The 14,043-nt window shown below is 60.5% G+C and carries 19 protein-coding genes and 1 riboswitch; of the genes, 10 read left to right on the top strand and 9 right to left on the bottom strand.

Annotated features, from left to right (window positions below; translation table 11 throughout):
• Positions 1-156: 156 nt before the first annotated feature.
• On the bottom strand, positions 157-435 hold the full coding sequence (locus FY152_02755) for a hypothetical protein (GenBank protein UXS31059.1): 279 nt from the start codon (positions 433-435) through the stop codon (positions 157-159).
• Positions 436-470: 35 nt separating this feature from the next.
• Between FY152_02755 and FY152_02750 the strand changes: the two genes are divergently transcribed.
• The 4 genes from FY152_02750 (at position 471) to FY152_02735 (ending at position 4,373) form a co-directional block, all read left to right on the top strand.
• Positions 471-1,481, top strand: coding sequence for an ABC transporter substrate-binding protein (locus tag FY152_02750; protein ID UXS31058.1), 1,011 nt, complete (start codon positions 471-473; stop codon positions 1,479-1,481).
• A gap of 245 nt (positions 1,482-1,726) precedes the next feature.
• Positions 1,727-2,635, top strand: a complete 909-nt coding sequence (locus FY152_02745) for a proline/glycine betaine ABC transporter permease (protein ID UXS31057.1) — start codon at positions 1,727-1,729, stop codon at positions 2,633-2,635.
• Positions 2,628-3,740 (top strand): glycine betaine/L-proline ABC transporter ATP-binding protein, encoded by a 1,113-nt coding sequence (locus FY152_02740; GenBank protein ID UXS31056.1) that lies wholly within the window; start codon positions 2,628-2,630, stop codon positions 3,738-3,740. The genes FY152_02745 and FY152_02740 overlap by 8 nt, the downstream gene beginning before the upstream one ends.
• Positions 3,741-4,100: 360 nt before the next feature.
• On the top strand, positions 4,101-4,373 hold the full coding sequence (locus FY152_02735; protein ID UXS31055.1) for a hypothetical protein: 273 nt from the start codon (positions 4,101-4,103) through the stop codon (positions 4,371-4,373).
• 111 nt (positions 4,374-4,484) lie between these two features.
• On the opposite strand, the gene dmeF is transcribed toward FY152_02735, so the two are convergent.
• Both dmeF and dmeR read right to left on the bottom strand, forming a co-directional pair.
• Complete coding sequence (dmeF, locus tag FY152_02730; protein UXS31054.1) at positions 4,485-5,477, bottom strand: CDF family Co(II)/Ni(II) efflux transporter DmeF; 993 nt, start codon at positions 5,475-5,477, stop codon at positions 4,485-4,487.
• A gap of 63 nt (positions 5,478-5,540) precedes the next feature.
• On the bottom strand, positions 5,541-5,813 hold the full coding sequence (gene dmeR / locus FY152_02725; GenBank protein ID UXS31053.1) for a Ni(II)/Co(II)-sensing transcriptional repressor DmeR: 273 nt from the start codon (positions 5,811-5,813) through the stop codon (positions 5,541-5,543).
• Positions 5,814-5,940: 127 nt separating this feature from the next.
• Here dmeR and FY152_02720 point away from each other — a divergent pair, with 127 nt between their 5' ends.
• The 5 genes from FY152_02720 to FY152_02700 all read left to right on the top strand — a co-directional run bounded on the left by FY152_02720 (position 5,941) and on the right by FY152_02700 (position 9,123).
• Complete coding sequence (locus FY152_02720) at positions 5,941-6,294, top strand: hypothetical protein (GenBank protein UXS31052.1); 354 nt, start codon at positions 5,941-5,943, stop codon at positions 6,292-6,294.
• Between the two features lie 112 nt (positions 6,295-6,406).
• The gene (locus tag FY152_02715; protein UXS31051.1) at positions 6,407-6,820 is read left to right on the top strand and encodes a helix-turn-helix domain-containing protein; all 414 of its coding nucleotides are present in this window, start codon (positions 6,407-6,409) and stop codon (positions 6,818-6,820) included.
• Positions 6,821-6,903: 83 nt separating this feature from the next.
• Entirely contained in the window at positions 6,904-7,860 is a 957-nt protein-coding gene (gene pip, locus FY152_02710) for a prolyl aminopeptidase (protein UXS31050.1), read from the top strand.
• 186 nt (positions 7,861-8,046) lie between these two features.
• Complete coding sequence (locus FY152_02705; protein ID UXS31049.1) at positions 8,047-8,535, top strand: GNAT family N-acetyltransferase; 489 nt, start codon at positions 8,047-8,049, stop codon at positions 8,533-8,535.
• Positions 8,536-8,556: 21 nt separating this feature from the next.
• Positions 8,557-9,123 carry a glutamine amidotransferase gene (locus FY152_02700; GenBank protein UXS31048.1) on the top strand — a complete coding sequence of 189 codons (567 nt, stop codon included), beginning with the start codon at positions 8,557-8,559 and terminating at the stop codon, positions 9,121-9,123.
• Between the two features lie 55 nt (positions 9,124-9,178).
• Here the strand turns inward: FY152_02700 and FY152_02695 are convergent, their stop codons facing one another.
• From FY152_02695 to FY152_02670, 6 genes are all read right to left on the bottom strand, one after another.
• Entirely contained in the window at positions 9,179-9,493 is a 315-nt protein-coding gene (locus tag FY152_02695; GenBank protein UXS31047.1) for a hypothetical protein, read from the bottom strand.
• Positions 9,494-9,497: 4 nt separating this feature from the next.
• The gene (locus tag FY152_02690; protein UXS31046.1) at positions 9,498-10,208 is read right to left on the bottom strand and encodes a CbtA family protein; all 711 of its coding nucleotides are present in this window, start codon (positions 10,206-10,208) and stop codon (positions 9,498-9,500) included.
• Between the two features lie 11 nt (positions 10,209-10,219).
• On the bottom strand, positions 10,220-10,402 hold the full coding sequence (locus tag FY152_02685; protein UXS31045.1) for a CbtB-domain containing protein: 183 nt from the start codon (positions 10,400-10,402) through the stop codon (positions 10,220-10,222).
• A gap of 162 nt (positions 10,403-10,564) precedes the next feature.
• Positions 10,565-10,801, bottom strand: a riboswitch (cobalamin riboswitch).
• A gap of 93 nt (positions 10,802-10,894) precedes the next feature.
• A complete protein-coding gene (locus tag FY152_02680) occupies positions 10,895-11,815 on the bottom strand; it encodes a c-type cytochrome (GenBank protein UXS31044.1) in 921 nt (306 codons plus the stop codon).
• 84 nt (positions 11,816-11,899) lie between these two features.
• Positions 11,900-12,334 carry a cytochrome c gene (locus FY152_02675; protein UXS31043.1) on the bottom strand — a complete coding sequence of 145 codons (435 nt, stop codon included), beginning with the start codon at positions 12,332-12,334 and terminating at the stop codon, positions 11,900-11,902.
• A 119-nt stretch (positions 12,335-12,453) separates the two neighbouring features.
• A complete protein-coding gene (locus FY152_02670; protein ID UXS31042.1) occupies positions 12,454-13,083 on the bottom strand; it encodes a LysE family translocator in 630 nt (209 codons plus the stop codon).
• 132 nt (positions 13,084-13,215) lie between these two features.
• On the opposite strand from FY152_02670, the gene FY152_02665 reads away from it, so the two are divergent.
• Entirely contained in the window at positions 13,216-13,947 is a 732-nt protein-coding gene (locus tag FY152_02665; GenBank protein ID UXS31041.1) for a YafY family transcriptional regulator, read from the top strand.
• The last annotated feature ends 96 nt before the right edge of the window (positions 13,948-14,043 follow it).

Raw genomic sequence — 14,043 nt, 5'->3', positions numbered from 1 at the left:
AGAGCCGTCGCCCGCTCCGAAAACAGTATAAAAATACCCTTCAAAAACCCGTTTCTGAATATTTTTTCCACAAAATCGCGCCGGTATTTTTTCTTTAAATACCACTTTACAGCATAACGGATTTTTATTTCAAACTACTGAAATTCAAAATATACCTCAGTAAATTACAAATATATTTTCAGTATTACGCCAGACGGAAAAATGTTCCGGGAATCGAACGCATGGCTGCGATGCGCCATTTCGCGTTGCAATATCACTTTTTGGCCGTATTATGCCGGTCGTTGACATATTCATGCGCTTTTTCGCCGCGTCTCCTGCGGCAATGCCGCAGCGTGTTCTGCGGATATTCTTCTTGCCGTCATTTTTCGGCTTTTCCACGCGCCATGTCAGTTCGCCCTTGGCAATCCGGGCTTTGCAGTGCTCCCGCTTTGCCAATTGAAAACACTGCATCAGACTTGGGGGTCTTACACATGAAGAAACTCCTCGCCTCGACCATTCTCGTAACGGGCTTTATCATCGCTGCCGGTGCAGCAAATTCCGCCAATGCCGCCGAAGAGTGCGGCAGCATCTCCATCGCCGAAATGAACTGGGCATCCGCCGGTGTCGCGGCTTACGTCGACAAGTTCATCATGGAAAACGGCTATGACTGCACGGTCAATGTCGTCAGCGGCGATACCATGCCGACCTTCGCCTCCATGAACGAAAAGGGCCAGCCGGACATGGCGCCCGAATTGTGGGTGAACGCCGTGCGCGAGCCGCTCGATGCCGCCGTCAAGGAAGGCCGCATGATCGAGGCGTCTAAAATCCTTACCGATGGCGGCGTCGAAGGCTGGTGGATCCCGAAATTCATCGCCGACGCCCACCCCGACATCAAGACCGTCGAGGATGCGCTGAAACATCCCGAACTTTTCCCCGCCCCGGAAGACGCCAGCAAGGGCGCCGTGCACAATTGCCCGTCCGGCTGGAACTGCCAGGTGACCACCGCCAATCTCTACAAGGCGCGCGAGGGCGACAAAAAGGGCTTCACGCTGGTCGATACCGGCTCTGCCGCCGGCCTCGACGGCTCCATCGCCAATGCGTTTGAAAAGAAGCAGGGCTGGCTCGGCTATTACTGGTCGCCCACCGCCATTCTCGGCAAATACGAGATGGTGAAGCTTGATGACGGCGTCGAACTCGACCGCGCCCATTATGACGAATGCACGGCCAAGGTCGATTGCGCCGATGCCAAGGTCAATGCCTATCCGGTGGCCGATGTCTTTACCGTCATCACCAAGGACTTCGAAAGCAAGGCCGGGGTGACGCTTGACTACATCAAGGCCCGCAACTGGGACAACAAGACGGTCGCCGAAATCCTCGCCTGGATGGATGAGAACCAGGGCACCAACGAGGACGGCGCGGAATATTTCCTCGAGAACCACGAGGACATCTGGACGAAGTGGGTTCCGGCCGAGGTGGCGGAGAAGATCAAGGCTTCGATGTGATTGGTTGATGGGGGCCCGGCGCAAGCCGCTTACCCCCCTCTGCCCTGCCGGGCATCTCCCCCTCAAGGGGGGAGATCGACCTGCGGCAGGGTATCGCCCATCACAAACGTTGAGAATTGGAAAAGGGTGCGCCCTGCTGATCTCCCCCCTTGAGGGGGAGATGTCCGGCAGGACAGAGGGGGGTGCCCGCGCACTCCAACCTCCAACCACCCATCCCTCAATAACCCAAAGGGAAAACAACAATAATGGCCCTCTGCAATTACCTGCCGGACATGCTCTGCAAGTTCCCGGCCATCGACAATTCCACGATGCGTGTGGCACGCAAGACCATCGATGATGGTTTTCGCGACATCGTGCGCAACTACGGCGATGCGATCGATGTGATCGTGCATCCGCTCCAGCTCTTCCTCAATTCCTCGGAGCGGCTGTTCATCCAGACACCGTGGATCATCACGCTCCTCATCATTCTCGCCATCGTGCATCTGGCCGGTCGCAGCTTCAGGATTACCGGCGGCACGGCGCTAGCCCTGCTGATGATCGGCGCGGTCGGCCTCTGGCGCGACGCCATGACGACGCTGTCCATCGTCGCCATCGCCACCCTGATCGCCATCGTCATCGGCCTGCCGCTCGGCATCCTGATGGGACGTTCGGAACGCCTGCAACGCCTCATCAATCCCGTGCTCGACGTGATGCAGACCCTGCCGAGCTTCGTTTATCTCATCCCCGTGGTGGTGATTTTCGGCATCGGCAAGGTTCCGGGCCTGATCGCAGTGGTGATCTACGCCATTCCGCCCGTCATTCGCCTGACCAGCCTCGGCATTCGCCTGGTGGACCGGGAAGTGCTGGAGGCGGCAGACGCCTTCGGTTCCTCCAACGGCCAGAAGCTGTTCAACGTGCAGCTGCCGCTGGCGCTGCCCACCATCATGACCGGCATCAACCAGACCATCATGATGGCGCTCGCCATGGTCGTCGTCGCCTCCATGGTCGGTGTCGGCGGGCTCGGCAAGAACGTGCTGCAGGCCATCAACAACCAGTTCTTCACGGTGGGCTTCCTGAACGGTTTCGCTCTGGTCGCCATCGCCATCATGTTCGACCGGGCGAGCCAGGCTTTCGGCAAGCGCCTGCAGAAATACCGCGAGGTCTCCCATGGCTAAAAGCATCGAAATCCGCCACCTTTACAAGATCTTCGGCAAGCATCCCGAGAAGTACCTCGAAGCGGTGCGATCCGGCATGGACAAGGTGGAGCTGAACGACAAACACAACCATGTGCTCGGCCTCAACAACATCAACATCACCATGCCCGGCGGCAAGATCACCGTCGTCATGGGCCTTTCCGGCTCCGGCAAGTCGACGCTGATCCGCCATATCAACCGGCTGATCGACCCGACCGCCGGCGAGGTGCTTTACGATGGCGAGGACATCTGCGGCATGAGCGCTTCGGCGCTCAGGCAATTCCGCCGCCACAAGACGGCGATGGTGTTCCAGAAATTCGGCCTTCTGCCGCACCGCACCGTGCTGGAAAACAGCGTCTACGGGCTCGATATCCAGGGCGTACCGCGCAGCAAGAGCGAGGAAAAGGGCCGCTACTGGCTGGAGCGCGTCGGTCTTGCCGGTTACGAGGATTATTATCCGAACCAGCTTTCCGGCGGCATGCAGCAACGTGTCGGCCTTGCCCGGGCGCTTGCCAATGACGCCGATATCCTCCTCATGGACGAGGCCTATTCGGCGCTCGATCCGCTGATCCGCGTCGACATGCAGACCATGCTGCTCGATCTGCAGCAGGAGCTGAAGAAGACCGTGGTGTTCATCACCCACGATCTGGACGAGGCGCTCAGGCTCGGCGACCATATCGCCATTCTCAAAGACGGCGAAGTGGTGCAGCAGGGCGACGGCCAGAGCATCATTCTCTCCCCGGCCGATGGTTACGTCACCGACTTCGTGCGCGACGTCAATCGCGGCCGCGTGCTGCAGGCCACCACGGTGATGGAGCCGCTTGAAAGCCGCCCCGAGGGCATGTCCGTGCCGGAAAACGCGACGCTGGAAACAATCGCCCGCGACATGTCGGAAGCCAACGAGACGACCGCGCATGTGGTGGACGAGGACGGCAAGCCGGTCGGCAGCATCGGGCTGGACACGCTGGTGGCTGCAATGGTGACGCCCGCGCCGCAGGAGGTTGAGGTTGAGGTGAAGGCGGAAGCGGCAGAGGAGCCGGAGAAGCTCCAGGAAACGATTGTGCCGGTGGAGAAGGAAACGGCGTAATCCGGCACCGGACGGATTGGCCGCGTCCGCGAGATTTCCTCTTTCCGTCATACCGGCCTTGAGCCGGTATCCAGCCAGCCCAAGTCCTTGGGCTGAAAGGGCTCTCTCGCCGCGCAGACGCGCGTCGGCTGGATTCCGGCTCAAGGCCGGAATGACGGGAGTGAGGTGTTCACAGCGCCAGAAATTAAACCGGACTGCAATGCCGCGAGGGATAAAGCTGCCCCGTCTTCATTAGGCAAAAACGAAGCACCCCTTTGCCGGCTGTCAAGCCGGGAACGTCGTTGCAATGCAGCAAGCGCAAGTTTCGGACAAGTCGCCGCCGTTAACCATTCGTTAACTTTTGAACGCGGAATCACCGACATGCAGATCGAAAGCAATATCGGCGGATACAATTATCAGGGACGTATTCGCGACATCGAAAAAGCCGGCAGCGCGCAGAGCGCGCCCGAAGAGCAGGCCGTGAAGCGCGGCCCCGGCAACCCGACGGTTTCCAGCACCATTCTTTCCCATTCGCTGGCCAATGTGCTGTGGGCCGTGGGCAATGGCAGTGCGCCTGCTGCGGCCTCCGCCGAGGTCGAAGTGGAAGCGCAGGCCGAGTGGGTGCGCAGCGCCTATTCGGAATATACCGAATAGGCTTTTAGAACAAAGCCTCTACCGCTATCTCCATCATCCTCGGGCTTGACCCGAGGATGACGCGGAGAGATTCAAGCGCCTTGATCAACAAACTGAAATAGTCGATTCCCATCAGGCCCTTGCCGGGCTGACCTCGACCGTCACATGCGAGAGTTCATGTATGGCTGCAAGCTTCTGCTTGTAGAAAGCCGGCGCTTTCGGCGCCTGCGACTGGATCGCCACGATGGCGGCGTGATGCCCCGGCCCCACCTGCCAGACATGCAGGTCGGTGATGCGATCCTCTTCCGTTTCCACGCTTTCGCGTATTTCCTGCGGCAGATCTTCCGTCTGGGGTACGGCGTCGAGCAGCGTCGTCGCCGTGGAGCGGACCAGCCCCCATGACCAGCGGGCGATGACCAGACCGCCGACGATGCCCATTGCCGGATCGAGGAAGGACCAGCCGTTCCATTTGCCGAGCAGCAGCGCGACGATGGCAAGAACCGAGGTCAGCGCATCGGCCAGCACATGCAGATAGGCCGCGCGCAGATTATTGTCCCTGCCGCCCTTTGCATCATGCTCACCGTGATGCGCGTGCGAACCGTGATCGTGATGGGCGTGCGAGCCATGGGCGTGACCATGACCGTGGCCGTGATCATGATGATGGTCGTCTTTCAAGAGCACGGCGCTGACAAGGTTGACGGCAAGGCCGATGACGGCAACGAGAATCGCCTGGTTGAAGTCGATTTCGACCGGATTGACGAGGCGCATCGCGCTTTCAACGGCGATGAGCAACGCCACCACCGCCAGCACGATGGCGCTGGCGAACCCCGCCAGATCGCCGAACTTGCCGGTGCCGAAGGTGAAACGCGGGTTGCGCGCCTCACGGCGGGCATAGAGATAGGCGAGCGCCGAAATCAGCATTGCACCCGCATGAGTGGACATGTGCCAGCCATCCGCCGTCAGGGCCATGGAGCCGAACCAGTGGCCGGCAACGATCTCGGCCACCATCATGACGGTGGTGAGCGCAATCACCATCCACACGCGCCTCTCGTTACGCTCATGATTCTGGCCGAGGAAAACATGCTCATGGCCGGCCGCATGGGAGAATTCGGATGTCGTCGTCATGTCGCTAATCCTGTTCGATTTTCAGAGCGTCTTGTTTAAGCATCTCGTCTTCCCGCCGATGCTCTAGCGAATGTAGGTCTTCAGCACCTGGGCCAGCTCTTCCGCCGCCCGCGCCCGCTCGTCTTCATTTTCGGCGTGCACCACATGTTCGTGCAGATGTTCCTGCATCACCTCTCCGGTGAGGCCGGAAAGCGCGCCGCGTACCGAAGCCAGCAATTGCAGCACCTCGCCGCAGGGCTTGGCGTCGTCCAGCGCGCGCTCCACCGCCTCCATCTGCCCCTTCAGGCGACGGATGCGGGCGAGAAGCTTCTCCTTGTTACGGATCGTATGGGACATAGGCACCTCATATACTATAGGGGGGTATACTATATTGAGATGTTTTTTCGTTCAAGTCTCGCATGACGCAATCCTCGCGAATGTTTCGGCCCCTAAAAATACACCATCAGAACTTGGGGACTCAGTCATGACGACTATCGCAGCAACCACCAGCAGCTATTACGCAATGCCGGTCCGGACCCTTGAACCGGCGAAAAACAAGGAAACCCATTCCACTACCGAGGCCCTGCTGGAGCTGACCCGTGCCGCGCATCGCGCCATCTCCAGCGCGGAAAGCGTCGCCACGGCAGTTTCACCGGCCGCCGCCAGCGTTTCCGCCGGTCTTGCCGCCGCTTTGTGGAACCTCGACAGCGGAGCCTCCGCGACAGGCACATCCACGCCGGAAATGGCCACCGCCGCGCAGCCTGAAGCCGCCTCCAGCCTTGAGGCGGAAGTCCTGAAGGCCCTGGCACAGGCGCTTGGCGTGGACGAGGCCGCCTGACACCCATTGAACAGCGGGCTGAAACATAATATCTCTAGAGACTAGAGCATCGGGCCATGAGCGGCGAAACAACTCGCTCTCTTCCCGCTGCGCCGGAGATATGGAGAAAGCGATGCTGTCCATCGGTGAATTGTCCAAACGTACCGGCGTCAAGGTGCCGACGATCCGTTATTACGAGCAGATGGGTCTCATCCGTGAGGCGGACCGTTCGGAAGGCAACCAGCGCCGCTACGAAAAAACCGATCTTGAAAGGCTGGCCTTCATCCGCCATGCCCGCGATATCGGTCTGAATATCGACGCCATTCGCGAATTGATTGCGCTTAGCCAGCACCGGCAGATGCCGTGCGAAGGGGCGGACCGTATCGCTGCCGAACACCTCGCTCATGTCCGTGAAAAAATCGCCAGCCTGAAGAAGCTGGAACATGAACTGGAGCGCATCGTCTCCCATTGCCACGGCCATTCGATCGAGGATTGTTATGTCATCCGCGCGCTTTCCGACCACGGAATGTGCGAAGGCGAACACTGAGACGCGGAGAAGACGGCGGCACTGACATTCCGCTGTCATCCGGGCGATATATGCGCCTGCCATCGCTTCAAAAGAGATGCCGGATGCCAGAGACCTTTTCCGAAATCGCCCCCTTCGACACTATTTTCATCGATGTTTCCGACGGCCACAGGCTGCATGTGACGATTGCGGGCAATCCGGCGGGACAGCCGGCGATCCTGCTTCACGGCGGCCCCGGCTCCGGGATATCGTCAAAGGCGCGGCGCTATTTCGATCCTCAGCGTTACCGCATCATTCAGTTCGACCAGCGCGGATGCGGGCAGAGCACGCCGAATGCGGCCGTCAGCCTTGAGCACAACACCACGCAGCACCTGATCGGCGACATGGAGGCCATTCGTGTGGCGCTTGGCGTCGATGACTGGCTGGTGTTCGGCACCTCATGGGGCTCGACGCTCGCCCTCGCCTATGCCCAGCGCCATCCCCGCCATGTCCGCGCCATGGTTCTGGCGGGTGTCACGACGACGCGGCAGAAGGAAATCGACTGGCTTTATCAGGGGCTGGCGATGTTTTTGCCCGGGCAATGGCGGCGCTTTATCGCCGCGATCCCGGATCATATGCCGAAGGACGATCCTGTCGCGGCCTATTACCGGCTTTTGAACGATGCGGATCCCGCCATCCGCGCCGGGGCGGCCTATGAATGGCATCTATGGGAAGCGGGTTCGATTACCGCAGAGACCATCTCGGCTTTTCCCGAAAAATGGCAGGATGAAAACTACAGGCTCACGCGGGCGCGCCTGTGTGCGCATTATTTCCACCATGCGGCGTGGCTGGAAGACGGCGTGCTTCTCCGCAACGCCGGCATGCTGGCAGGCATTCCCGGTGTCCTCATTCAGGGCATGCGGGATCTGCAGGGACCACCGGTCACGGCTTACGAGCTTGCCGCGGCGTGGCCGGGAAGCGAACTGATCATGATCGACGGCGCCGGACATTCCACGGCGGATGCGGGGATGGAAGAAGCCATTGTTTCGGCAATCGCGCGATTTGCGAATTGGCCCGCTTGACAGATTACGGATTCGGGCGCATTGCATGTCCCATGATCAACGAACGCGCACCCATCTCCTGCTCGTACTTTTGGGCCTACCTTTAAGGGCGGCTCGACAGATCATATTGTCAACAAGCCGCCGTCAGGCGGCTTTGTTGTTTCTCAAGCGTCCTGACGGCACCGATAAGACCAAAGGACCAAAGAAATGACCGAAGATAGCACCCTTACACTGGAAAGACCGCCCGTCGTCATCATTCGTGGCGCACGCAAGACGGATCTGCCCGAACTCAACGAAATGATCACGCTGCTTGCCTCCTACCATGGCGATGCGGCGGCGATCACGCCGGCGAAACTGGAACGGGACCTGTTTGGCCCCCTGCCCTGGGTGCACGGCCTGGTGGCGGAAGCCGATGGCGCGCTGATCGGTTACGCCCTGCTTCTGCCGCTCTACAGGGCGCAGGAAGGCCAGCGCGGGCTTGAGCTGCACCATCTCTTCGTGCGTGACGGCCATCGCGGCCATGGCACCGGCCAGCACCTCGTTTCCCGCGCCCGCGATATCGCCAAGCGTCTGGGCTGCGACTATCTTTCCGTCAGCGCCACGACCGGCAATGTGGCGGCACATCGTTTCTACGAAAACATGGATTTCGCGCCCCGCCCGGTCACCGGCATGCGCTACATGCAGGCCATCGCCTGATTAAAAACCACGGAGACGGCCATGACACGGATCGCCATTGCGCTCGCGCAGGATTTTGCGGACTGGGAACCGGCGCTGCTTGCTGCCGCAGCACGCAGCTATCTCGGCGTCGAGATCATTTACGCCACGCCCGATGGCCGGCCGGTAACCTCCATGGGCGGGCTGAATGTGACGCCTGACACGTCCTATGATGCGCTCGATCCTGAGAATATCGATGCTCTCATCGTTCCCGGTGGTCTCAGCTGGGAAAAGGGCACGGCTGTCGATCTTGGCGGGCTGGTGCACCGGTTTCGCGACAGGGACCGGCTGGTGGCCGGCATCTGCGCGGCGGCGAGCGCGCTCGGCGGCACGGGCGTTCTGAACGACGTCGCCCATACCGGCAATTCGCTGGCATCCCACAAGGCCTATCCGGCCTATAGCGGTGAAAACCTCTATCGCGACCAGCCGAAAGCGGTCAGCGATGGCGGCATCATCACCGCCGCCGGCAGCGCGCCGGTGAGTTTCGCTGTGGAAATCCTGAAACACTTCGGCCTCTTTGGTCCGGAAGCCGAGGCGGAACTTCAGGTTTTTGCGGCGGAGCATCGGTGAGGCATAGCCGTCTCGGTTGTTTGCGCTCCCTCTACGGAGGTGAGAATAGCGAGGATTATCGCCGATCCAGCACCCGGCACGCGCGCGCCGCCGGCTCCTCACCCTCCCCGGCAATCGCCCGGCGAATATCGCGGCTGTTCAGATGCAGGCTGCGGCCGGCGGGTAAATTTGCACGTTTTATCTTGGAAAGGGCTGCCCCGACGAAGGCGGCCTCGTGGTCATGGAAAAAGGTGAGAGCCGCCTCTCCTGCCGGGCTTGGCCCCAGCACTGCCTTGAAGGCAAGACGGTGCACGGCGCAGAAAGCGCCGTGACCGGGAACGGCAAAACGCAGCGCATTGAGTTCCTCACTCCATTCCGCTGCGTCCTGCATGGATTTACGCCTGCTGGAAGCGCTTCAGGAAAAACGCGCTCAATGTTCCAAGCAAAGCCCAGAAAACGAAGCTGGTCACGGTGGCGGCGACGATGAACTGACGCTCCAGCGGCAGCGGCGCCAGCGCAAGTTCACCTTCCGGCGGCAAGGGTGCGCCGACAACATGCGGTGCGACGATCAGCACCAGCGCCAATATGATGGCCCAGGGTTCGCGGCGGAAGGCGATCAGCGCAATGCCGCCCGCGGTTGCGGCAACCGTCGCAAGCCACCAGATCTGCCGTGCCTCGAGCGCGGCAGCCGGGCTGCCCGGCAGTTCCGGCGGCAGGCCGATCATCGGGGCCAGCATGACGGCGGCAAAACCGGCCACGCCCCAGAGAAGACCCTCGCGCCAGCCGCCATTCGTGCCACGCAGCGAAATCAGGCCGGTCAGCACCAGCGCATAACCGATGGCGGTGAGAACATTGGCGGCGATGGTATAGGCAGTGCGCTCGAAGCCGTCGGCCGGAGCCCAGGCTTCATCGTTATGCTCATGGGCAGGAACGGCAGCACCCGGGGCCGTCGCATCATGGCTGTGGGGCGCTTCGCCGGCGCTTTCATAGGTTTCCGCCTGAAGGATGAGCGGCGTGGTACTGACAGCCTGCATGGCCGAGACGGCGAAACCGCCGACAATGCCGACGAGAACGGCGGTAAAGACGATATTGCGAAAAGAAGACATGCGGTTTCCCCTCAATGGCAGGGGAAGGCATTGGCATGGCGCGTGTCATGCGCGGCATTGTGAACGGCTTCCACATGGGAAAAGCCGACAAAGCCGACAACGAACAGGCCAAGCATGATCGCCGTCAGCGATTGCGCAAAGCTGGTTGTTTTTGCGGAAACGGCTGAATTGGCCGTATTCTGGTTGATGGACATGGTGACCCCTCTTGCGGCGCGACCCCGCGCCTCTGGACGCGGCCGAACGGAAAAAGGCCGTCGAGCCGCATACGATACACTTCACCACGGGGATACGAGACTGACACAGGGAGGCGTTGATCCCACCACCCTGACATTCCGCTCTTCCGGACACCCCGCCGGCATGGATATTTCCGTGATGGCAGGTCTCCTGGCTTACGGGTCAAAACCTGAAACGCCTTCCCGGCATCACCCTCTCTGGAAACCCTGGGTTCCCGGCGAGATGGCTTGCCAGTGGCATTTCGTTTCAGGCTCTCCGCTCACAGTTGCGGGGGCAGCCACGAATGAGGATTTCTCCCTATCGTGTTCCCTTTTCACCTTCCGGAATGCCCGGAAGGAACCATCACAGGATTGTTATCCGATGGGCGGGGTCGGGAGTCAATGGCGCTTACCTACCTCTCCTCCGTCATCCTCCGGTCAGGCCCGGGGATGACGGAGGAGAGGTATCAGGCTCTAACGCGACGGGATCGCCTTCAGATAGGCGGCGATGGCATCGCGGTCATCGGCCGTCAGATGCGCCATATTCTGCTGCACCTTGACCATGGAACCGCCGACGCTGTCGAATTCCGGGGTGAAGCCGGTTTCCAGATAGCTGGCAATATCGGCCGCCGCCCAGGCGCCCATGCTTTGCGAACCGGGGGTGATGTCGGGAATACGGCCCTCGCCTTCCGGATTGGGACCGCCGGCCAGCCATTTATCCGTCTGGAATCCGCCGAGCGCATTGCGCGGTGTGTGGCACTCGCCGCAATGGCCAGGCCCTTCCACCAGATATTGGCCGCGCAGCAATTCGGCATTGGCGTTGGCAAGCTCGACGCGGGGCCGCGCCGAGGGGTCGAAATAAAGGAATTTCCAGCCGCCCAGCGCCATGCGCATATTGAAGGGGAACGGCAGGTCGTGATCCGGCGCGTCGTTCTGGCTGGCGGGCAGGACTTTCAGATAACCGTAGAGGTCGTTGATGTCCTTCTGCGTCATGCGGGCATAGGAGGCATAGGGAAAGGACGGGTAGAGATGTTCCCCGTTCCTGCCGACACCGCGCGTCATGGCATCGCCGAATTCGGCCAGCGTCCAGCTGCCGATACCATGTTGCGGATCGGAGGAAATATTGGGCACATGGAAGGTGCCGAAGGGGCTTTTCAGCGCCTGCCCGCCCGAAAGCATCAAAAGCGCATCGCCCTTGGCATCGGGTGCGGCATGGCAACTGGCGCAGCCGCCCGCCCAGAACAGTGTTTCGCCATTGGCCAGATCCGGCTCGCCAAGGCTCACCCAATGGCTGGGTGCCTGCCGCTCAGGCGCCGTCACCCAGGCGAAAATACCATAACCCGCAACGGCCGCAATCGCGATCCCGCCCGCAAGCTTCGTCCAAATGGAAGACATGCCCCTCTCCCCACTCTCACCTGACTGGCTCAGGTGTCTTTCCAGGCCTAAAAAACGCCGCCGGGAAGCGGCGTTTTGAAAGGATTATTTCTTCAGACGATAGGTCTGATGGCAGGTGCCGCAATCGGCGCCGAGCGTCTTCATGGCGGTGGTGACGCCTGCCTCATCGGTGGGGAGATTGGCAAGAACCGTGTCCGCATCCGCGCCCAGCTTGGCGGCCTTTGCCTTGAAGTCCTCGAAATTTTCCCAGATGGCGGGTGCGGCCGCACTGCCGGCCTCGCTGCCGGGCGGGAACTGGTCGGGGAAAGCCTTGGCATTGGCGCTGATGGCCGTCACGGCGGCTTTCACGACGTCAGCGTCGTAAGGCTTCTGACCCTTGGAGATGGCGGCAAGCGCGCCCATGGAGCCGCCGATCTGCTTCATCATGCCTTCACGTTTTTCGACTTCGCCGGCAGCATAGACCGCTCCGGCGCAAAGACAGCCGAAAAGCATGGCCGCCGCGATGGTTTTCAATTTCATAGACTCTCTCCTTGATTCCGGCCGGGACACCGGACGCTAGATGGAACGGCGCGAGGATGCCCTTTCCGGATGGCGAAAAGAAGTCACATTGCGGTGAATTCTATCGTGAAAACAGAAGTCTAGGACAAGGCCTCCCAAAGCGTCAGCAGGGCTGCGGCAATCAGCATGAAACCGGCGGCGCGGCCGATGAAGATTGTCGCACCCGGTGAAGAAACCAGCCATGCCCGGCTTTTATCCGCCGTCAGCGCCAGCGCGCCGTAGACCGTGAACTGCGTGACCGCCACCATCGCGCCCATCACCAGCCCCTGCATCCAGATCGGGCCATAGGCCGGTTTGAGGAATTGCGGATAGATCGCCATCATGAACAGATAGGCCTTCGGATTGGAAAGGCAGGTCAGCACCGCCCGCCAGAAGGCTTTTCTGACCGAAGCGCTCGCCTGCGCCTCATCGCCGTTCACGACGATCGCGCTGCGCATCAGGCCGATGCCGATCCAGATCATATAGGCCGCACCGAAGACCAGCAACGGCAGGAACAGCGAGGGCATCCAGGCGGCCAGCATGCCGACGCCCAGGGCGCCGTAAAGCGAATGCACGATGCCGCCGGCGCTCATGCCGCTTGCAGCGGAAAGGCCGGTTCTTTTGCCTCCCGTCAAAGCGCTTGCCAGCACGAACAGCATGTCCATGCCCGGCAGGATGATGATGCCGAACAGGACCAGAAAGAAAAGCCAGAGATTTTCAGCGTAACTCATGTCAGTATCTCCCAAAACAGTTTGCGGCACATTCGGGAAAGCATATGTTTCTCAATGTGTTTTTCTATTTATAGGAAAAGCCAACTGACAGCGTTGTGTCAGTTGCGTGGTGAAGCAACCGGAAAAACGGCAATGCGCAAGGCGTCGAGACTGTTCGAGATCATCCAGATCCTGCGGGTGGCGCGCAGGCCTGTCACCGCGCAGACGATTGCCGAGGCGCTGGAAGTGACGGTGCGCTCGGTCTATCGCGACATAGCCGCCCTTCAGACCATGCGTGTGCCGATCGAAGGGGAACGCGGCGTCGGTTATATCCTGCGTCCCGGCTTCAATCTGCCGCCGCTGATGTTTTCCATCGAAGAGACCGAGGCAATCGTGCTTGCGCTCGCCATGGTCGCCCGCACGGGGGATGCCGAATTGCGGCAGGCGGCGAAGAAGGTCAGCGAAAAGATCGCCGCATCCCTGCCCGAGCCCCTGTCAAAGATGCTCTCCGCCAATGCCCTGCACGCCTGGGGCAGCATCGCCCCCGTACCCGCCGGCATCGACCTTTCAACAGTCAGGCGGGCAGTGCGCGACGAGGAAAGGCTTAATCTCACCTATTGCGATGAAACCGGCGCAGAGACGCGGCGGCAGATCCGCCCCATCGCCGTGATCTATTATTCGGAAACGACCAATATCGTCGCCTGGTGCGAATTGCGGCAGGCGATCCGCAACTTCCGCTCGGACCGGGTACTCGCCTGCGAAACCACGGGCAGCTTTTTCAAGATGGAAGGCGAAAAGCTGCGGCAATTGTGGATGAGCGGCTGGCAGAGCAACCAGCCGGGCAACATAACTTCAGAACGCACGACGAATGAAGCCGGCGCGTAAAAGCAACTGATTTAGTACGTCTTGCAACCTTTGTTCCGTACCGGCGAACCCCTCTCCGCCTTCATTCCTGTGCTCGTCACAGGAATGAGGGTCGAG

This window comes from Agrobacterium tumefaciens (assembly GCA_025560025.1).
GTDB lineage: Bacteria > Pseudomonadota > Alphaproteobacteria > Rhizobiales > Rhizobiaceae > Agrobacterium.
Note: the sequence above shows the minus strand (reverse complement) of the source record. Positions and strands in the feature narration are given on the sequence as shown.